Consider the following 14,541-nt stretch of genomic DNA (forward strand, 5'->3'; position numbering starts at 1 on the left):
AAACACCTTCCGAAGTGTTCGGCAAACATTTATCATGAGCGCTTAACCGGTGTTGCGACGACCGGTTGAATCCGCCCAATACTGTGCTCACGGCTATCGCAGGTTGCTAGCGCAGTTCGGCATGCTGGCTTCGATGTCACGCAAGGGAAACTGCTACGACAATGCGCCCATGGAAAGCTTCTGGGGCAGCCTGAAAGCAGAGTTGGTGTACCACCATCGGTATGCCACCCGGATGGAAGCCATGGCCTCTGTCCGTGAGTACATTGAGATTTTTTACAATCGCCAACGGCGCCATTCGAAGTTGGGGTACCGAACGCCAGGCGAAGTCGCTGCAAGCTACCTCAGTCGACTAGCTGCAGCATGAACCAGACGTGTCCGCGCTGGACAGAACACCTCACTGAACTCCCTGCTCTCAGTTTGGTGGAACAGCCGGCCAGCCCATGCGCTGCTTGCATCCGGCTTCAAGGATCGCTCCTCCCTAGAGCATGACCTTTCCGGTGGCCTATTCGACTAAGCCGTTGATTTATAAAAATGTAGGGCCGTTGCGATACGCTGCCCCAATGTCGCCGACCCGCCGGTCGTTCATGGCGTCGTCGCGACCGACGCCCCGGGCCCATTCAGGCCTTGTTGCCGAAGCTAAGATCGGCGTCCAAGTCGCAGGCGGTTCGGCGCTGCGCCCGCTCGGCGACCACGAGCCGATCGGCGATCGCCACCGCCTCGGCTTGAGACCGCGCCAAACCGGGGCTGATTAAGCGGCAAAGCGGTGGTTGGCGATGGAGGGATACCACCGTTCAGAATGATCGGGGCTGGTCATTGAGCACGGCCGTACGGATCTGTAGCAGTGCGCTGCAGTTGCCAGGCCATCTGTTGCCGTTTGACGAATCGCTTGCTGATCACCTGGTTGACGGCCGATTCGACGAAACCCGATGCGGTTACGGTTCCGTTCAATATGATTTGCGCACTGCAGCTTAAGCAGTTGAGTAGACGATTCGGGATGACATTCCCGCGCAGGCGGGAATCCAGCATCTTTTTAAAGTCACTGGGTTTTTGCCTTCGCGGGAACGACAGTGGTTATCTGAACGGCATCGCCCCGGGTGGCGCAGTTGCCGTGGGCACTCGTCATTCTTGCCGGATCAGCGTGCGGCGGCCTCTCTCTGGGCCGCCCGCAGGCTTTCATAGACGGCAAATCGCCGTTGATATTCCGCGCTGTTGACATCGGGGCCGCTATCGCCGTGCCAGTACTCGGCCAGGCCTGCGCGTGTCCAGGCTTCAAGGTCGGCACGCACTTCGGCGCGCGTCAGGGGAAGGGCCGCACCGCTGGCGTCGGCGGCATGTGCCGCGACAGCGAGCGTCGAGAAGAGCAGGGCAGCGGCGAGGGAAGAGATCGTGATGGGTTTCATGTTGGTCCAGGTCCTGTTTCCTAGGCATTAAGAGGGGTTGAGCCGGGCCGGCGCAAGCGCACTTCGACATTTTCATGACGGTCCACGACGGGTTTAGACTCGGACAGACTGATTGTCTGTCCTTGGTATGTAGTGTGCGCAACAGAACTCACGCCTTTATCCGTTAAAGATCAAATTTCCGTCACGGCGCACCATTGAGCGCCTATTTGTCCCCCGCTATCGGCTATCCATGCAGAAGCGATGAAGCTAGCCGCGTCACGCTCTGATGGTTAAAGCCGACACCCCATCGAGCAACTGGTCAAGCAGCAAACCGGTTACGCTGTCATGCGACGTAAGAGCGGGACGGTGGCAAGAACAGATTCGTGATTCCTTATGTGGGCATCGCCATGCTCGATCGCGTGCGGATGGAAACGCTGCATCGGGGGGATGTCTGATCTGCTGGCGCCGCGCATCGGACCATGACGCGTCAGGCGGCGACACATGGCGTGGCCCACAAGCGGCGTTCCCGCGCCGCCCGTCGCTGCGCTACCCGGCACCGGGCGCTGCCTGCGCCCGGGTCAGGTGTTCAAGGACGGCTTTGCGCTCGATCTCGGCGGCGGCACTCCGTACGCTCCACTCGGTAGTAACGGTCGAACACACCCTGCACCTGGCTCGTGTCTATGCCCTGGCCGGTATCGCGCACGGTCAGTTCGACGCGTGTCGTTTGTCATCTCATTCGAGAGCGTTGCCAGTCACGTCAGATTCAGATTTGTTTTGAATCAATAACTTACGCGTTGCCTTCCTGCCACGACGCCGGGCAACGGGCCGGAAGAGCCCCCAGTTCACGGGGCGTCGCATCGGTAGGAAAATCTGGGCAGGAACGCCCGGCGACAGCGCTTAGCATGGGGGTTCACTAACTTTCGGATGCGAAAATGCACCCATCTGCTCAAGCCCTGACCCCGGCGCAGCAACAGGAGGTCGATGCAATCAAACGTCAGGCTCGGTTCCAGCTCAACCGTCCACCGCTCGAGATCGCAGGCCCCGGAGGCAGAAGCGCGTGGCAGCCGGCTCTCTCTTCGCATGAGCGTGAGCGCTGGCTCGCTTGGCTGCAGCTGACTGACCGGGAAATCTGGAAGCAGTCGCGGGCCGAAGGGGGAATGATGCCGTAGCGCCTGCCGGCGCTGCGCGCTGCCGATTCATAAGCCGGTGGCCTTGCGCCCAAGGGCCGGCGATGGTTTGGCGCGCGGCAGCGCGCTGGCTATCGCTTAGCCACCGGGGTCGTGCCGGTCTCGTAGCCGTTCCTGCGGCTTCCCTCCCGCAGTAGTGAAGACTGACGTTCGATACGACTGTTTCTGTGCGCAACCAAAAGGCCGTATTGACAGCGGCTCTCCGGTTGCCTCACTTCGCCACAACCGGGAACGCGCGCCCCGTAATGTCCTCCAGATCCGCCTTGGTCAGGAACTCGTTCCCGTCGAGCCACACCTCTTGGATGGTCTTGCCGTTGACTTGGCCTTCCGTCTGCGCCTGGTTGAAGGCGAGCACACCCGCTTCCATGACTGAACGCTGCTCGCTGGGCGTCTCGATAACGGTGGGCCAGCCCGGCATTTCGTAGGTCACCTCCACCGTTGCCACGCGCTCGTGTTGGGCGTCTGGCTGCGGATGCAGGTAGAAGTAGATGATCCCGCCGCCCTTGTAGAGGAAGGTGAGGGTCTGGACCGGCTTCCTGGCGTCGGACGGATAAGTGTTGTTGGCCATGCTGTCGTCTCCCCGTGAAAACCTTCGATGCTACCGGGCCACCGGCAGGAACGCCAACATCCCGGCGTATGTAGTAAACCGGCCGTCGGTCACCTTCTCGGCGCACGCGTCAGCGACGCGACGGGCAACGCCTAACCCCGGGTAGAGGTGGGGGGCCGGAGATTGGGACGTGCATCTAGAAGGATGCGCTCCTCGGGGAGAGCGTCTGGACGCCCGGAGGGATGGGGCATTCCTCTGGTATATTGACAGCGCCAGGCCCGCGAAGCCTGGTTGCGGCTACGCGAAGCCGCTCAAAGGTGAAGTGCTTGTATGGAGTGATCGTGGCGGTGCCCGTTCACCACCCTTAAGGGCACCAGCTGGCCTGCCAATGCGGCATCCCCGTGGACGACTCTATGGGGCCAAGCGGAGGTGGGTGCGCGACGCCATTCTAGATAGGCTAGTGCAGCCGCCATGCAAGGGCGGGATATAAGTTCTCCAGGCTAACTGCCTGTGGCCACAGGCTTTCTCCTGATTGCCAAATCATGAAGAAAGTAACTGTGACGGTGGATGTAAAGGTGGACGTGGCGGCGTGTCTTCGGGCTCTCTGCTGCTTGCTCTGGATCATCGTGACCTGACAATGACGGGCCGGCGCACGCTGGCCCGTTCAGTCGAACCCTCTCAGGGGCGCGCAGCGCGCCGCCTCACCGTTTTGCTGCCGGGTCTACGGATAGCGGCTCGAGTGCCAGCCTGGCCCCATCACACCATCATCGAGGAATCCCAGCTTTTCCCGCTGGCTGCCTCGCGCGACATATACGCAACCGCAGTAGTTGCACCGCATGCCTCCCCCGGCAGACTCTATGACGACCTGCGCGGCAGCAGAAATCCCCTCGAGCTGCCCAGTTGAGAGATCATGTTGGCGACTTGCTTGTTTGCCGTTGCATGCGGCAGGACATTCGCGTTGCACGTTCAGTTCTCCATTTTTCCGCCACCGTGGGGACGCTTCGTCAGGGCCTGTGCAGGCGCTGGTCGCTCAGCTAGCCCGATGCTGGACAACCAGCGCGCCGGCGTTTCGACCATAGAACCATCCTCGCTCAGCCATCTATCCATGATGTTACCGGATCGGATCTGCGACGAGTCGGGCGCCACAGGCCCCAAATGAAGTGGTAAGGGGCGAAGTTAGAGGACGAACATGGCCGCGGCATCGAGGCCAGGAATCTCGTCCTGTCGCATCACCAAGCCGAGGCGTTCTAGCACTGCGTCTGCCATCTCGTCCTTATGGTTCCGCTCCGGCTGCGGATTGAGCCGACGATTAGCCGCGCCGGCGATCAAATCGGCCAACTGCACCAGCGGACTCTTCCGCGACGAAATGGTGGCGATCTCGGAGATGGTTGCCTGCTCCGGGAAGTCTCGCTGGAAGTGTGCAGCGAGGGCATTCTTCATCTCCGCCAGCGCAATACCGTCAAGCGACTGTTCCTCATCAAGCGTCACGCGCACATCGCGGGGTAGGGCAACGCGTCGATTCTCAACTTCATGTCGGAGACCCTGCGACAGCATGTGCTCGTGCAATTTCGCGACCACTTCTTCGATGCTTCGTCTCGTGCGCGCTCGCTCAAAGGCTATGAGTTTGAAGCTGAGGAATTCTCGGTGGGCCTGAATGGTGTCGAGGTATTCGAGAAGCGTGGCCATGTCACCCTTGCCGAACCGGGCAAAGTGGATTTCCCGCGTCGCCCATGCCGAGGTCTTGCGCCACTTCTCAATGGCGTCGGTCACCTCCCAAACCGCGCGCCCATTGAGGACCCAGACCGCGCCAACAATAACGTACGCCGCATTTTTCCCAGTCTCATCGGCATAGACGTTGATCGTCGGCGTTGGAGCCACGTCGTTGATCACCGCCGCGAACATCTCTTCCTCGCGGTTCTTGCGACGTTTTCGCACGCCGTCGTCGGCCTGAAATAAGCCATACTCGTTCTGGATCTTCGCACGTGCGCGGGCGAGGAGCGGGATGCGTTCAAGCTTGAACAAGTCAGCTGGCAGGATGCCGGCTGGGTTGTAGACGTCCGCGTTGAAGGTTTCCCAATACTTTAGTGCCAGTACGACATCGCTGTTTCTTGACTGCGGGTACAGGTTCAGAATCATCGCCACCCGCGTGCGCTGGTCGGAGAAGTCGCCACCAGCCAACGAGGCGAGGAGGCTCTTCTTCTCATTCTCCAGTTTGAGGCGCTTTTTCTCCGCAGGGTCCATCTCTGCAGGGGCGGCGTCCTTTTCTCCGTGGAGGGCATCGACTAGGTGCAGGGTGTTATCGGCCATACCGACATCTTCCAATGGTTTGCAGGGGAAAGACACACTGTATCTGTAAGGAATGGGCGCGCATAGTGTTGCGGCTGTTCATCATCACCTTCGAGCAGCGAGCGCCTGCATCTGCTGCGCAGCAATCCAGCAAAAGCGCACGTAGTCCAGCTAAATCCGGCTTCCTACACTGGGGTGGCGCCATAGGTGCGTTGAAGACGAACCCACGTCGACTTGGAGACTTGAAACGCGTTGTCGGCGCGCATGGTCGCGATCATCCGCAGTTCACCCAATAAGTCCCGCGCTCCGTCCTCGACGACGATCAGCACTTCATTGCTGGCGACAAATCGGATCCAGAGTGAGCCGTCAGGGGTTCTAAAACGCGTCGCGTCTGCAGGCACAGTTCGCACGAGCTGCGCAACGGGAGACCGGGCGACACGTTTCGCCTCTTCACACTCGGCGTATTCGCGCACCTGCTCCTGGAACGCGGTCTCGCACGCCTGCTCGAGTCGCTCGCGCTCCAGATCGAGCTTGCCGTTGACCAGCCACTGCTTTCGGGAATCATCATCGAAAAGGATGGCTGCGAGATCGCCGACGGTCTCAGGCCGGTCCCGTGTCAGGTCAATTTCGACTGCTGCATACCCGCGTGCTGTCAGTTGCGCCCGTTTTTCGCTGCTGACCTTGTTTCGAACGGCGATCTCGACCAACAGGCGGCGCTCTCCGATCCGCAGAACAATGTCCGGGCGATGCTTGAAGAGGATGTTTTCGAGCCCCACTGAATCGGGTCTTACGATTGCGGCGGCGCTCCTCGTCTCTTGGACGATTGGCCGGATGGGGCCTTCGCGACGCACGACTACGTGGCGCGGAGGTACCGCAAACACGCCCCCTTTTTCGATTAGGTGTTTGGCGATGTGATGAAGGATCGCCTCATGCGCCCACCGGCACTCAGCGCCGGAATCATGGGCGAAGGAGTGAGCCAGGATCTGCCCATGCCGCGCTATCAATGGTTCTCTGCACGCCGGGCAGAAGCAGCCGCACGCTTTGCCATTGGGGACGTGGTCGACGTAGCGAAGCCCGCTGCTTCCATCAAGCGCCCACACCAGCATGTCGCCGCGATGCAGGAAGAGTTCGGGCGGGTATGCCAGATTGTCTTGCAATGCAGAGGGTCGGGTCGGTTCGGATTCCATGCGGCAGAGGCTTTGTCAGTGCAAAGATTCTATTGGCTTGCGGGCATGTCTAGCAGCAAGCGCGCTGGCAAACAAGTTGAAGAACTCACCCCACCAAAGTGGGGTAGTCTCCGCCTCTGCCCGGCAGACAGTATGGGGCGAAGACAAAAATGCCTTCTCGGAACCACCAGGGACTGAGGGAGGTGTCAACCACCGCTTATGAGCATTTCGACCCTCTTCGACATCGCCCGTCACTTCTGCGTGAGCGACATCGCCGGCGCGACCATCCCGGCAACCCGCCTCAGCAATATCCTAAACAGCATGCATCATGGGCGACCGCTCACGGAACTGTCCCTGAAGTTCCTGCAGGACCAGAACCTTATCGGGCTGCACCTATTGGCGACCGGCCAGATCACCTATGAGGCCTTCATTGCGGCCTCAAGCCTCGAACTGCAAGCCCGGATGCAAGCCGCCGAAGCAGCGCGCGAGACAAAGGAAGCCGAACTTGTGGCTCGAGAGGCGGAGTGGGCGGCGCGATACAAGCGCCAGTGCGAGGCAGCGGAACTCGCCCGCAAAGTCCGCGAGAGCGATCCCAAATACATAGCTAGGATGGAGAACCAAGCCCTACGGAGAAGGTACGGGATGGACTTCATTGAACAGCCACTGTTCGGACGCATGATGGACATCCTCAAGCGTATCGACTCTGGCAATCGCCTGACCGTCGACGACTTTATCTGGCTCACTACCGCGGCAAAGGAGCACTTTACGGAAGAGTTGCAGTTTGCCCACCACCTGCGCGAGGCCGAGTTCTTCGCTGACGAGTACCGTCGCACCCAAGACCCTTGGAACGCGGTCAATGCCAGCGGCCACTATCGTAAATGTAATCAGACGGATGCGGCGCTCGAACTGCTCGACAGCGTGCCGGCCAACCGTCTCAAAAACCCCAAGACCAAGGCAGCCATGTGCACCACGCGTGGCGGCGTCATGCGCGACATGGGCCGGCTGAACGACGCTTGCCAGCTGGGCGAGCAGGGACATGCGTTACAGCCGCAGGACTTCCGTCCATGCACCCTGCTCGGCGCCGTGCATATGGAAATGGGTAACTTTGGCGAAGCCCGCAACTGGTATGCCCAGGCTGAGGAGCGCGGCGCTAGCGAGCGAACCATCGACTCGGATCTGCGAGGCATCTTCCTAAGAGGGGACAAGGCGAAGCGCGAAGCCATGAAGGCTTTCCTGCTGACGGAAGATCCGAACCGATACCGCTGGGTGAATGACAAACGGTACCGGAGCACTCAGTGATTCGCGGTCAGCTTGAAAGCTGTTGCACTGGCGAGCATCAGCATTACGTAAAAACATGGCGCTTAACCCCGCTCCCTTCTGTCGCTGGACCCTTAGCCGGCAATCCAGCTCGGGCCGGTTATCTCTACGTTGGTCCTCATGATGACTACTGATCCCGTCCTCGCAATTTTGGCGGAGGCAAAGAAACTCGCGCAGCGCTATCGGCTGCTTACGGGCAAGCCGTTGGGCATCACCGGTGAAGTCGCCGAATATGAGGCCGCACGTATTCTCGGTGTAGAACTCACTGCCGCGCGCCAAGCTGGCTACGATGCCATCGAAGTTCGCGATGGTCAGCCGGTCCGGCTTCAAATCAAAGGACGGTGCGTGCTTGAAGGTAGTAAGCCCGGCCAACGAATGGGGGCCATCGACGTCGAGAAAGATTTCGACGCTGTCTTGCTTGTTCTCCTCGATGGGGATTTCGAGGCCACTGCAATTTATGAGGCACCTCGTGACGCCGTAGTCTCCGCGCTCACCGAACCCGGCTCCAAGTCACGCAATGAGAGAGGGGCTCTTGGGGTGTCGAAGTTTAAGTCCATCGGGTCGCTACGCTGGAAACGTCCAGTCGAGGCCCTACCCATCAGTGCACCGGGCCTGTCGCGGCAAGCCGCGCCAGGCCGGTGAATTCAGACGTTGAGTGCCAGCAGCATCGCCTTCCGACACTGCCTCAGGGGCGTTTTCCCAGTCATTGCGCGAGTTGGCCCGGATAGCAGCCGACTAGGCCAAACAGCGCGCTGAATTCATAGTGGCAATCCTCGCACACATACTCCTGGTGCACGGTCAGCGCCCCCACAGCGCAAGCGCCCATGGTCAAATTGTGTGACCGGCACGCCGGGCACAACGTCACGCCGCTCGCCACCACCTGCGCTTTCCACTCTTCTCCGTCGAGCATTCCGACCTCCTGATAGCGGTCCAAGGTGGCCATTGGCTGGCATTGCGCACAGCAATTTTGGCGCTGCCATAGAAAGTCTCTACACGACTTCGTAAACCAGCATAGAGCTTTCTTGTAGTGCAGCATGTACCGTAGGTGTTTCGACTTCCCCGCCGTACCATTCCAACTGGACCGGCATTGGCACGAGCGACTGGATGGAGGCTCGCAGTCCGTCTTTTTCGAAAATGAAGGTTGTCCACGCAGACGTGTCGCCTGGCTGCCTCCGAACCTCAACCGCGATGTCGATATCGCTATCCGGGCGTTCTGTCCCCCGGACACGGCTTCCAAATAGCCAAACCTTGACCACGAGCGGCTGCGTCTCGGCCCAGGCGGCAACTATGCTGCGAATCTCGTCAATGTCCATGGATGTACTTTACCGAAACGGGGAAGAGTTGCGGCAACACCCTCCTCGATGGCCGGACGGACGGCTGAATCAGCAAAGTCGCTATTTGAGCACGGTGCCTGGGGTAACGTAGCGGCTCGGATCGCGGACATTCTTGACATCAATATCTGCCTGGCAAGTACATCGTGCTATTTGCGTCCGCAGCTTCGCAGGATCATTCCAGCCATACTCCCAAGGCTTGAGCTTTTGGCCTTCGACGCTGGCATAACACACGCAGTTTTCCACACGACTGATTGCGGAGTCTCCGGCAAGCTGCGTGTCGACTGGCTGCGTTTGGCATCCCATTAGCCAGAGTATCGAAAGCAATGCTGTGATTCGTTTCATGCGGCTCCCATCCTGAGGTGTAATGTTGTCGACTCTTGCTGCTTGTCAGTCGGCATTCTGATATCAGAACGCCTTGGTTCGGATATCAGAAGCTCACCTCAGCGCGGGTCGCGCAGGATGACGTAGCCCCGGTCGCAGTGGTCCTGCGCCGCCATTTCTGCCTCCTCGCGAGAATCGAAGGCACCGGCCTCGCTCAGCTCGGTGGTGAAGCCGACGTCGCCCCCAGCGGGGTACAGATAGGCATTGCCATCGCGCACGATCCAACCACGTTTCTGGCCCATCGGCTCCGTTTCCTTTCGGCTGCCGGCCGGTGCGGGGCGCGTGGTGCGCCTGGTGCCCATGTGGGCGTTTTCTTTCAAGCTATTTGCCGTTCGGGCTCGCGGCCCTGAAAGCCAACCAGCCACTGGGTGCCGTGATCAAAGAGGTAGGCGACGACCGTTCGATGTTTCTGGATGCCGTCAGCAATCTTGAGCGCCGCGCGGTGATGAGGATAGACCTTGGCAAGGCCCGGGGTGACCGCGTACTCGTAGAACATGACACCGGGCCGTGGCTCGCTGGCACTGGCGACAAATTCGTCGCTGTCGGGAAGGTGCACAACATATCCCACGAACTTGCACGACTCCGGGAAGCCCATGCTGGCCCGTATGGTTTCAGGCGTGGGCTGCGATGACACAGCGGCACCCACACGCTGATCGCGACTACCACGACGTCTGGCTTCACCCATGTTCCCTCCGAAAATGCCATAAGGCGTTTTGCTCTTGGCGGATTTCCGCACGGCTGCGTGCTCCCTGTGCACCCCCCATCGGTAGGGTGCCGGTCATGTGGCTTCGAGCACTCTAGGACGAGTTGGCAAACAATAGGAGAAGTCTGGGACTTTGTGGCGAACGGCTGCCGGGCGAGATGGCGAGAGTTTTGGTAAGTCGTTGAAGCAAAAGGACTTCGACTCTACGTTGTGGTGGCAAACGACAGGGGCCGCCGGGCGCCGTCGTTTGCCAGATGGTCCGAGATGTAGGAAACCGGAATTAGCCGAACTACGCGCGCTTTCGCTAGACCTAGAAATCCGGAATTAGCTGGACTGCCGTGCAGCTGATGTGGGCGCGGCTGCTTCAGGGTGACAGACATAGTCGTTCGCCAGCTGTCTTCTAACGACGCCCCTCAGAGTCGCAGCGTGAGACGCAAGATTCAGTGGGGCTCAGCCGGCATGTTCCACTGCAGCGCAGTGTAGTCGTCGGCGGTCTGTGCGAAGCCCTCTGTTGGCCAACCTCTACCTGCACGAGCTTGACGCAGAAATGCGGCAGGCGGTGCGCTACGCGGATGACGCCGTGGTGTTATGCCGCACGCGCGAGGAGGCAGTAGTTGCGTTACCCGCCTGCGGGCTTGGGTGGAGGCGAACGGATTGATGCGATAGGGGGAGGAAACGGCGAGCGCCGTCTCCTCCCTCCGAACCCGGTGTGCGGTTTTCCCGCGGGCCGGCCCATGGAGGCGGAAGTGCCCTGCTGGCCTGGCGGGACTGCCGCAGGTGTCGCTGCCGTGGATTGGGTGGCAGGGCGCGCAACTCTCAGAGTCGTTGCGTCACGTAAGGATGGCCGTCGCCGCGGGCATTTCGCCTACTGGGGTGAAACGGTCGCGCCCCTACGCGGGCAACCAGCCTATGTCGTCTTCGGAGCTCGCAGGCGACGACCGAGCCTCAACGAGGCATTGACTGTTGCCGACCCTTCCATCAATGGCACATCTCCGCCATTAGCGTGGTCACCTTGCAGTCGCATCTCGCTTCACGGCCACACACTTGATCTCAACCAGCAAGCCCGGATGCGCGAGCTCGGACACGCCAATCGAAGTCCATGCGCACGTGCCGCGTGGGAAAACCCGATTCTTCACTTCACGGAATACGTGCATCTGCGCGCTCATATGCACGTGGTACGTCGTCATATCGACAACGTCCTCAAAAGTGCAGCCAGCTTCTTCTAGCACCACGCGCAGATTTTCCCAGCACGCCAGAAATTGCGCCTCGGGATCCGCGACCACTTCGAGGTCGGCGGTACGCCCGATCTGTCCGGCACAAAATACGGTGGCGCCGACTTTCACTGCCGGTACATAGCCAGTACGTTCGACGATACGTTGCATCGTCGGTGGGACGATCAGTTCGCGGTCTGTCATGTGTTCTTCCGTCACTAAATTGAAGCCCGGATGCAGTCGCGGTAGCGCCAGTGCTGATTCCATCAGCAACTAGCCATTCTGGCTGCCACGCCAGCGCCCGCTCGAATGGCCAGCAGCAGTAATCATCAGCCCAAACGCCGTGAGGCCACAGCCGCTCACAGCAGCTAGCCCCATAGCTGAAGGCGCAGCACGACGAGGTGGTGCAGCTTCGGGCGAACTGGCCTGACTTGTAAGCGCGACGCGGACGCTGTCGGCCGAGCCCGCCAGCGTCCGTTTTTTATGCCACGCCGCCCCGCGGCAGCCTCAATCCAGCGTGATGTTCGCCTTCCGGATCACCTCGCTCCAGCGCTGCGTCTCGACGCGCACCAGCGCGGCATAGTCTGCGCTGGTGCCGGGCTTCGGGATAGCCCCCTGGGCCGCGAGGCTCTCGGCAGTTTTCTTCTCTTTCGCGATCTTGTTGATCTCGATCGACAGCCGGTCGACGATGGCCTTGGGCGTTCCCGCCGGCGCCAGCACGCCGGACCAGGAGTCGACTACCAAGTCAGGGATGCCGGCCTCCGCCATGGTGGGAACGTCCGGCAACGAAGCCACCCGCCGCGAACTCGCGACTGCCAGGGCGCGCATCTTCCCGCCCTGGATTTGCGGCAGGACATTGGGCAGGTTGACGAACATCAGGTCGATCTGCCCCGCCATGAGGTCAACCGCCGCCGGGCCCGCGCCCTTGAACGGCACATGCTCGAAGCTGGTGCCGGTCTTGTGCTGGAACAGCTCGCCGACCATCTGGTTGACGCTGCCGTTGCCGGCGGAGCCCATGAACAGCGGCTTGCCGCCGGATTTGGCATAGGCGACGAAATCCTTGACGGTCTTCGCCGGCACCTTGTTCGAGACCACCAGAACGTTCGGCACGGCGGCAAACAGTGCCACCTGCACAAAGTCCTTGTTCGCGTCGTACGGCAGCCTCTTGTAGATCAGCGGGTGGATGGACTGGTGGCCCGAAGACGCGAGCAGCAGCGTATAGCCGTCAGGCGGCGACTTGGCGACCAGGTCCGCACCCAGCGTGCCGCCCGCACCGGGCTTGTTCTCCACGATGACCTGCTGGCCCAGCGTCTCGGAAAGGCGCTGCGCCAGCACTCGGCCGATCAGGTTGACGGTGCCTCCCGCCGGGAACGGAACGATGAGGCGGACCGGCTTGTCCGGATACGCGGCGGACGCGCCTGGGGCAACGCAAGCAGCGCTAACGGCCGCAATCAGTAACTTGGCGATGAGCTTCATGGTGTTTGGGCAGGAAGAGGATGGATGGATCAGGCCGCTGCCAGCGCGGCGATATCGCGCTTCATCTGGCCCCGCGCCGCATCGAGGCACCGCCGTGTCGACGTCACCGAAGCCAGCACGGCTTCAAGATGAGCGCGTTGGCGCTCGATGGCAAGGGCCACCTCCGCCGGCGCAGGACCGCCGTTGCCGCGCGAGTTGATGCTCTCGACGGGGTCCAGGTACTGGCGCAGCTTGGCTTCCGGCCATTCGATCGCGCGACCGATGACGTCCACCGCCGCGCGGTCGAGCATGGTGCTGGTCACTTCGCCGGCGGACTGGCCGGCATCCAGGGCCATGCGCACCAGGCCACCCACGACGTGGTGGGCGTCGCGGAACGACAGTCCCGCGTCGGCAACGAGCCCGTCGGCCAGGTCGGTGGCCACGGAAAAGTCGAACCTGACCCGCTGCAGCATGGATTGCCGCTTCGGCTCGACGCTGCCGACGACCAGCTTGAACAGCGCGAGGCAGCGCGCCGTTTCTTCGCAGCACTCCCAGAAGCTGCGGATGCTCTCGCGGCTGCTGTCGCCGGTGTGCGTGAAGTGGGTGCCCTTGACCGCAATCAGCGCGGTCGTCAGCAGCCCGACGACATGGGCGCTCTTGCCGCGCAGGTATTCGAGCACGGCGGGGTTCTTCTTCTGCGGCATGATGCTCGAGGTACTCGCCACGCGGTCGGGGAAGGACAGCAGGCCGAACTCCGGCGTGGACCACACGTAGAAGTCCTGCGCCACCCGCCCCCATGTCAGTGCGACGATGGTCATGGCGGACATGGCCTCCCATGCGAAGTCGCGTGACGCCACTGCATCCAGCGTGTTGTGGACCAGCGAACCGAAGCCGAGCGCGGTCGCGGTGACTTGCCTGTCGATCGGGAACCGCGTACCGGCCAGCGCGCCTGCACCCAGCGGCATGGCGTCGATCCGCGCCAAAACCGCATGCAGCCGGTCCATGTCCCGGCCCAGCGTCTCGGCCACAGCGCTCAGGTAGAAGCCGAACGTGATGGGCTGCGCGGGCTGCAGGTGCGTGTAGCCCGGCATGACGGCATCGGCGAATTCACCTGCGCGTTGCAGCGCCACCCTGCGAACGCTGCCCAGCGCCTCGATGGTGTCGAGGACGATGTTGCGGGCGCGCATCCGGTCGATGGTGGCGGCGATGTCGTTCCGGCTGCGCGCCATGTGCAGGCGTCCGCCGATGTCCCGGCCGCTCACTTCCATTAGCCGGGCTTCATAGTTGAAGTACGGATCCTCGCGGGCGGGATCCAGCGTCACCGCGTCGGGCCCCTCGGCCTCCATCTGCTGCAGGCCGCCTGCCAGCTGCCGTGCGACTTCCGGAGACACCAGGCCGGTCTTGTGCAGCATCAACAGGTGCGCCTGGTTCACCTCGGTGAGGTAGGCGAATTGTCTCGTGAAGTCGCGCGCAAGGCGCGGACCGTAGATGTGCTCGCAGATTTCCTGGGCAAGCGGCTCGTTGAGCCGGCGGCTGACTTTCGATTCCATGGTTTCGGATACTTTGTGTGGTGAA

At 61.3% G+C, this 14,541-nt stretch carries 14 protein-coding genes and 2 pseudogenes; 3 read left to right on the plus strand and 13 right to left on the minus strand.

Annotation, left to right across the window (positions count from 1 at the left end; translation table 11 throughout):
- Positions 1-73: 73 nt before the first annotated feature.
- Positions 74-364: pseudogene (locus tag ACAD63_RS11960) on the plus strand (integrase core domain-containing protein); the annotation flags it as partial.
- Positions 365-748: 384 nt separating this feature from the next.
- Here ACAD63_RS11960 and ACAD63_RS11965 read toward each other — a convergent pair.
- The 5 genes and pseudogenes from ACAD63_RS11965 to ACAD63_RS11985 all read right to left on the minus strand — a co-directional run.
- Positions 749-930 (minus strand): annotated as a pseudogene (locus ACAD63_RS11965) (ISKra4-like element ISBte1 family transposase); the annotation flags it as partial.
- Positions 931-1,133: 203 nt separating this feature from the next.
- On the minus strand, positions 1,134-1,400 hold the full coding sequence (locus ACAD63_RS11970) for a DUF4148 domain-containing protein (protein ID WP_133096763.1): 267 nt from the start codon (positions 1,398-1,400) through the stop codon (positions 1,134-1,136).
- 1,377 nt (positions 1,401-2,777) lie between these two features.
- Positions 2,778-3,134, minus strand: coding sequence for a hypothetical protein (locus ACAD63_RS11975; protein ID WP_434032694.1), 357 nt, complete (start codon positions 3,132-3,134; stop codon positions 2,778-2,780).
- Positions 3,135-4,289: 1,155 nt separating this feature from the next.
- Positions 4,290-5,420 (minus strand): DUF3800 domain-containing protein, encoded by a 1,131-nt coding sequence (locus tag ACAD63_RS11980; RefSeq protein WP_434032695.1) that lies wholly within the window; start codon positions 5,418-5,420, stop codon positions 4,290-4,292.
- Positions 5,421-5,584: 164 nt separating this feature from the next.
- A complete protein-coding gene (locus ACAD63_RS11985; RefSeq protein ID WP_434032696.1) occupies positions 5,585-6,586 on the minus strand; it encodes a competence protein CoiA family protein in 1,002 nt (333 codons plus the stop codon).
- A gap of 198 nt (positions 6,587-6,784) precedes the next feature.
- On the opposite strand from ACAD63_RS11985, the gene ACAD63_RS11990 reads away from it, so the two are divergent.
- Both ACAD63_RS11990 and ACAD63_RS11995 read left to right on the plus strand, forming a co-directional pair.
- Positions 6,785-7,864: a hypothetical protein gene (locus tag ACAD63_RS11990; protein ID WP_434032697.1), complete on the plus strand. Its 1,080-nt coding sequence runs from the start codon at positions 6,785-6,787 to the stop codon at positions 7,862-7,864.
- A 138-nt stretch (positions 7,865-8,002) separates the two neighbouring features.
- Positions 8,003-8,524, plus strand: coding sequence for a DUF6998 domain-containing protein (locus ACAD63_RS11995; RefSeq protein WP_434032698.1), 522 nt, complete (start codon positions 8,003-8,005; stop codon positions 8,522-8,524).
- A gap of 61 nt (positions 8,525-8,585) precedes the next feature.
- Here ACAD63_RS11995 and ACAD63_RS12000 read toward each other — a convergent pair whose 3' ends face one another.
- The 8 genes from ACAD63_RS12000 to argH form a co-directional block, all read right to left on the minus strand.
- A complete protein-coding gene (locus ACAD63_RS12000) occupies positions 8,586-8,825 on the minus strand; it encodes a hypothetical protein (protein WP_434032699.1) in 240 nt (79 codons plus the stop codon).
- 46 nt (positions 8,826-8,871) lie between these two features.
- Positions 8,872-9,195: a nucleotidyltransferase family protein gene (locus tag ACAD63_RS12005; RefSeq protein ID WP_434032700.1), complete on the minus strand. Its 324-nt coding sequence runs from the start codon at positions 9,193-9,195 to the stop codon at positions 8,872-8,874.
- Positions 9,196-9,276: 81 nt separating this feature from the next.
- Entirely contained in the window at positions 9,277-9,558 is a 282-nt protein-coding gene (locus ACAD63_RS12010; protein ID WP_434032701.1) for a hypothetical protein, read from the minus strand.
- A 98-nt stretch (positions 9,559-9,656) separates the two neighbouring features.
- Positions 9,657-9,917, minus strand: a complete 261-nt coding sequence (locus ACAD63_RS12015; protein WP_434032702.1) for a hypothetical protein — start codon at positions 9,915-9,917, stop codon at positions 9,657-9,659.
- Positions 9,914-10,282: a hypothetical protein gene (locus ACAD63_RS12020; protein WP_434032703.1), complete on the minus strand. Its 369-nt coding sequence runs from the start codon at positions 10,280-10,282 to the stop codon at positions 9,914-9,916. The genes ACAD63_RS12015 and ACAD63_RS12020 overlap by 4 nt, the downstream gene beginning before the upstream one ends.
- A 1,025-nt stretch (positions 10,283-11,307) precedes the next feature.
- On the minus strand, positions 11,308-11,778 hold the full coding sequence (locus tag ACAD63_RS12025; RefSeq protein ID WP_434032704.1) for a RidA family protein: 471 nt from the start codon (positions 11,776-11,778) through the stop codon (positions 11,308-11,310).
- Between the two features lie 240 nt (positions 11,779-12,018).
- Positions 12,019-12,987 carry a Bug family tripartite tricarboxylate transporter substrate binding protein gene (locus tag ACAD63_RS12030; protein ID WP_434032705.1) on the minus strand — a complete coding sequence of 323 codons (969 nt, stop codon included), beginning with the start codon at positions 12,985-12,987 and terminating at the stop codon, positions 12,019-12,021.
- 29 nt (positions 12,988-13,016) lie between these two features.
- Positions 13,017-14,516, minus strand: coding sequence for an argininosuccinate lyase (argH, locus tag ACAD63_RS12035; protein WP_434032706.1), 1,500 nt, complete (start codon positions 14,514-14,516; stop codon positions 13,017-13,019).
- Positions 14,517-14,541: the final 25 nt, after the last annotated feature.

Origin of the sequence: Cupriavidus sp. a3 (assembly GCF_051015765.1) — a bacterium.
Taxonomy (GTDB): domain Bacteria; phylum Pseudomonadota; class Gammaproteobacteria; order Burkholderiales; family Burkholderiaceae; genus Cupriavidus; species Cupriavidus oxalaticus_A.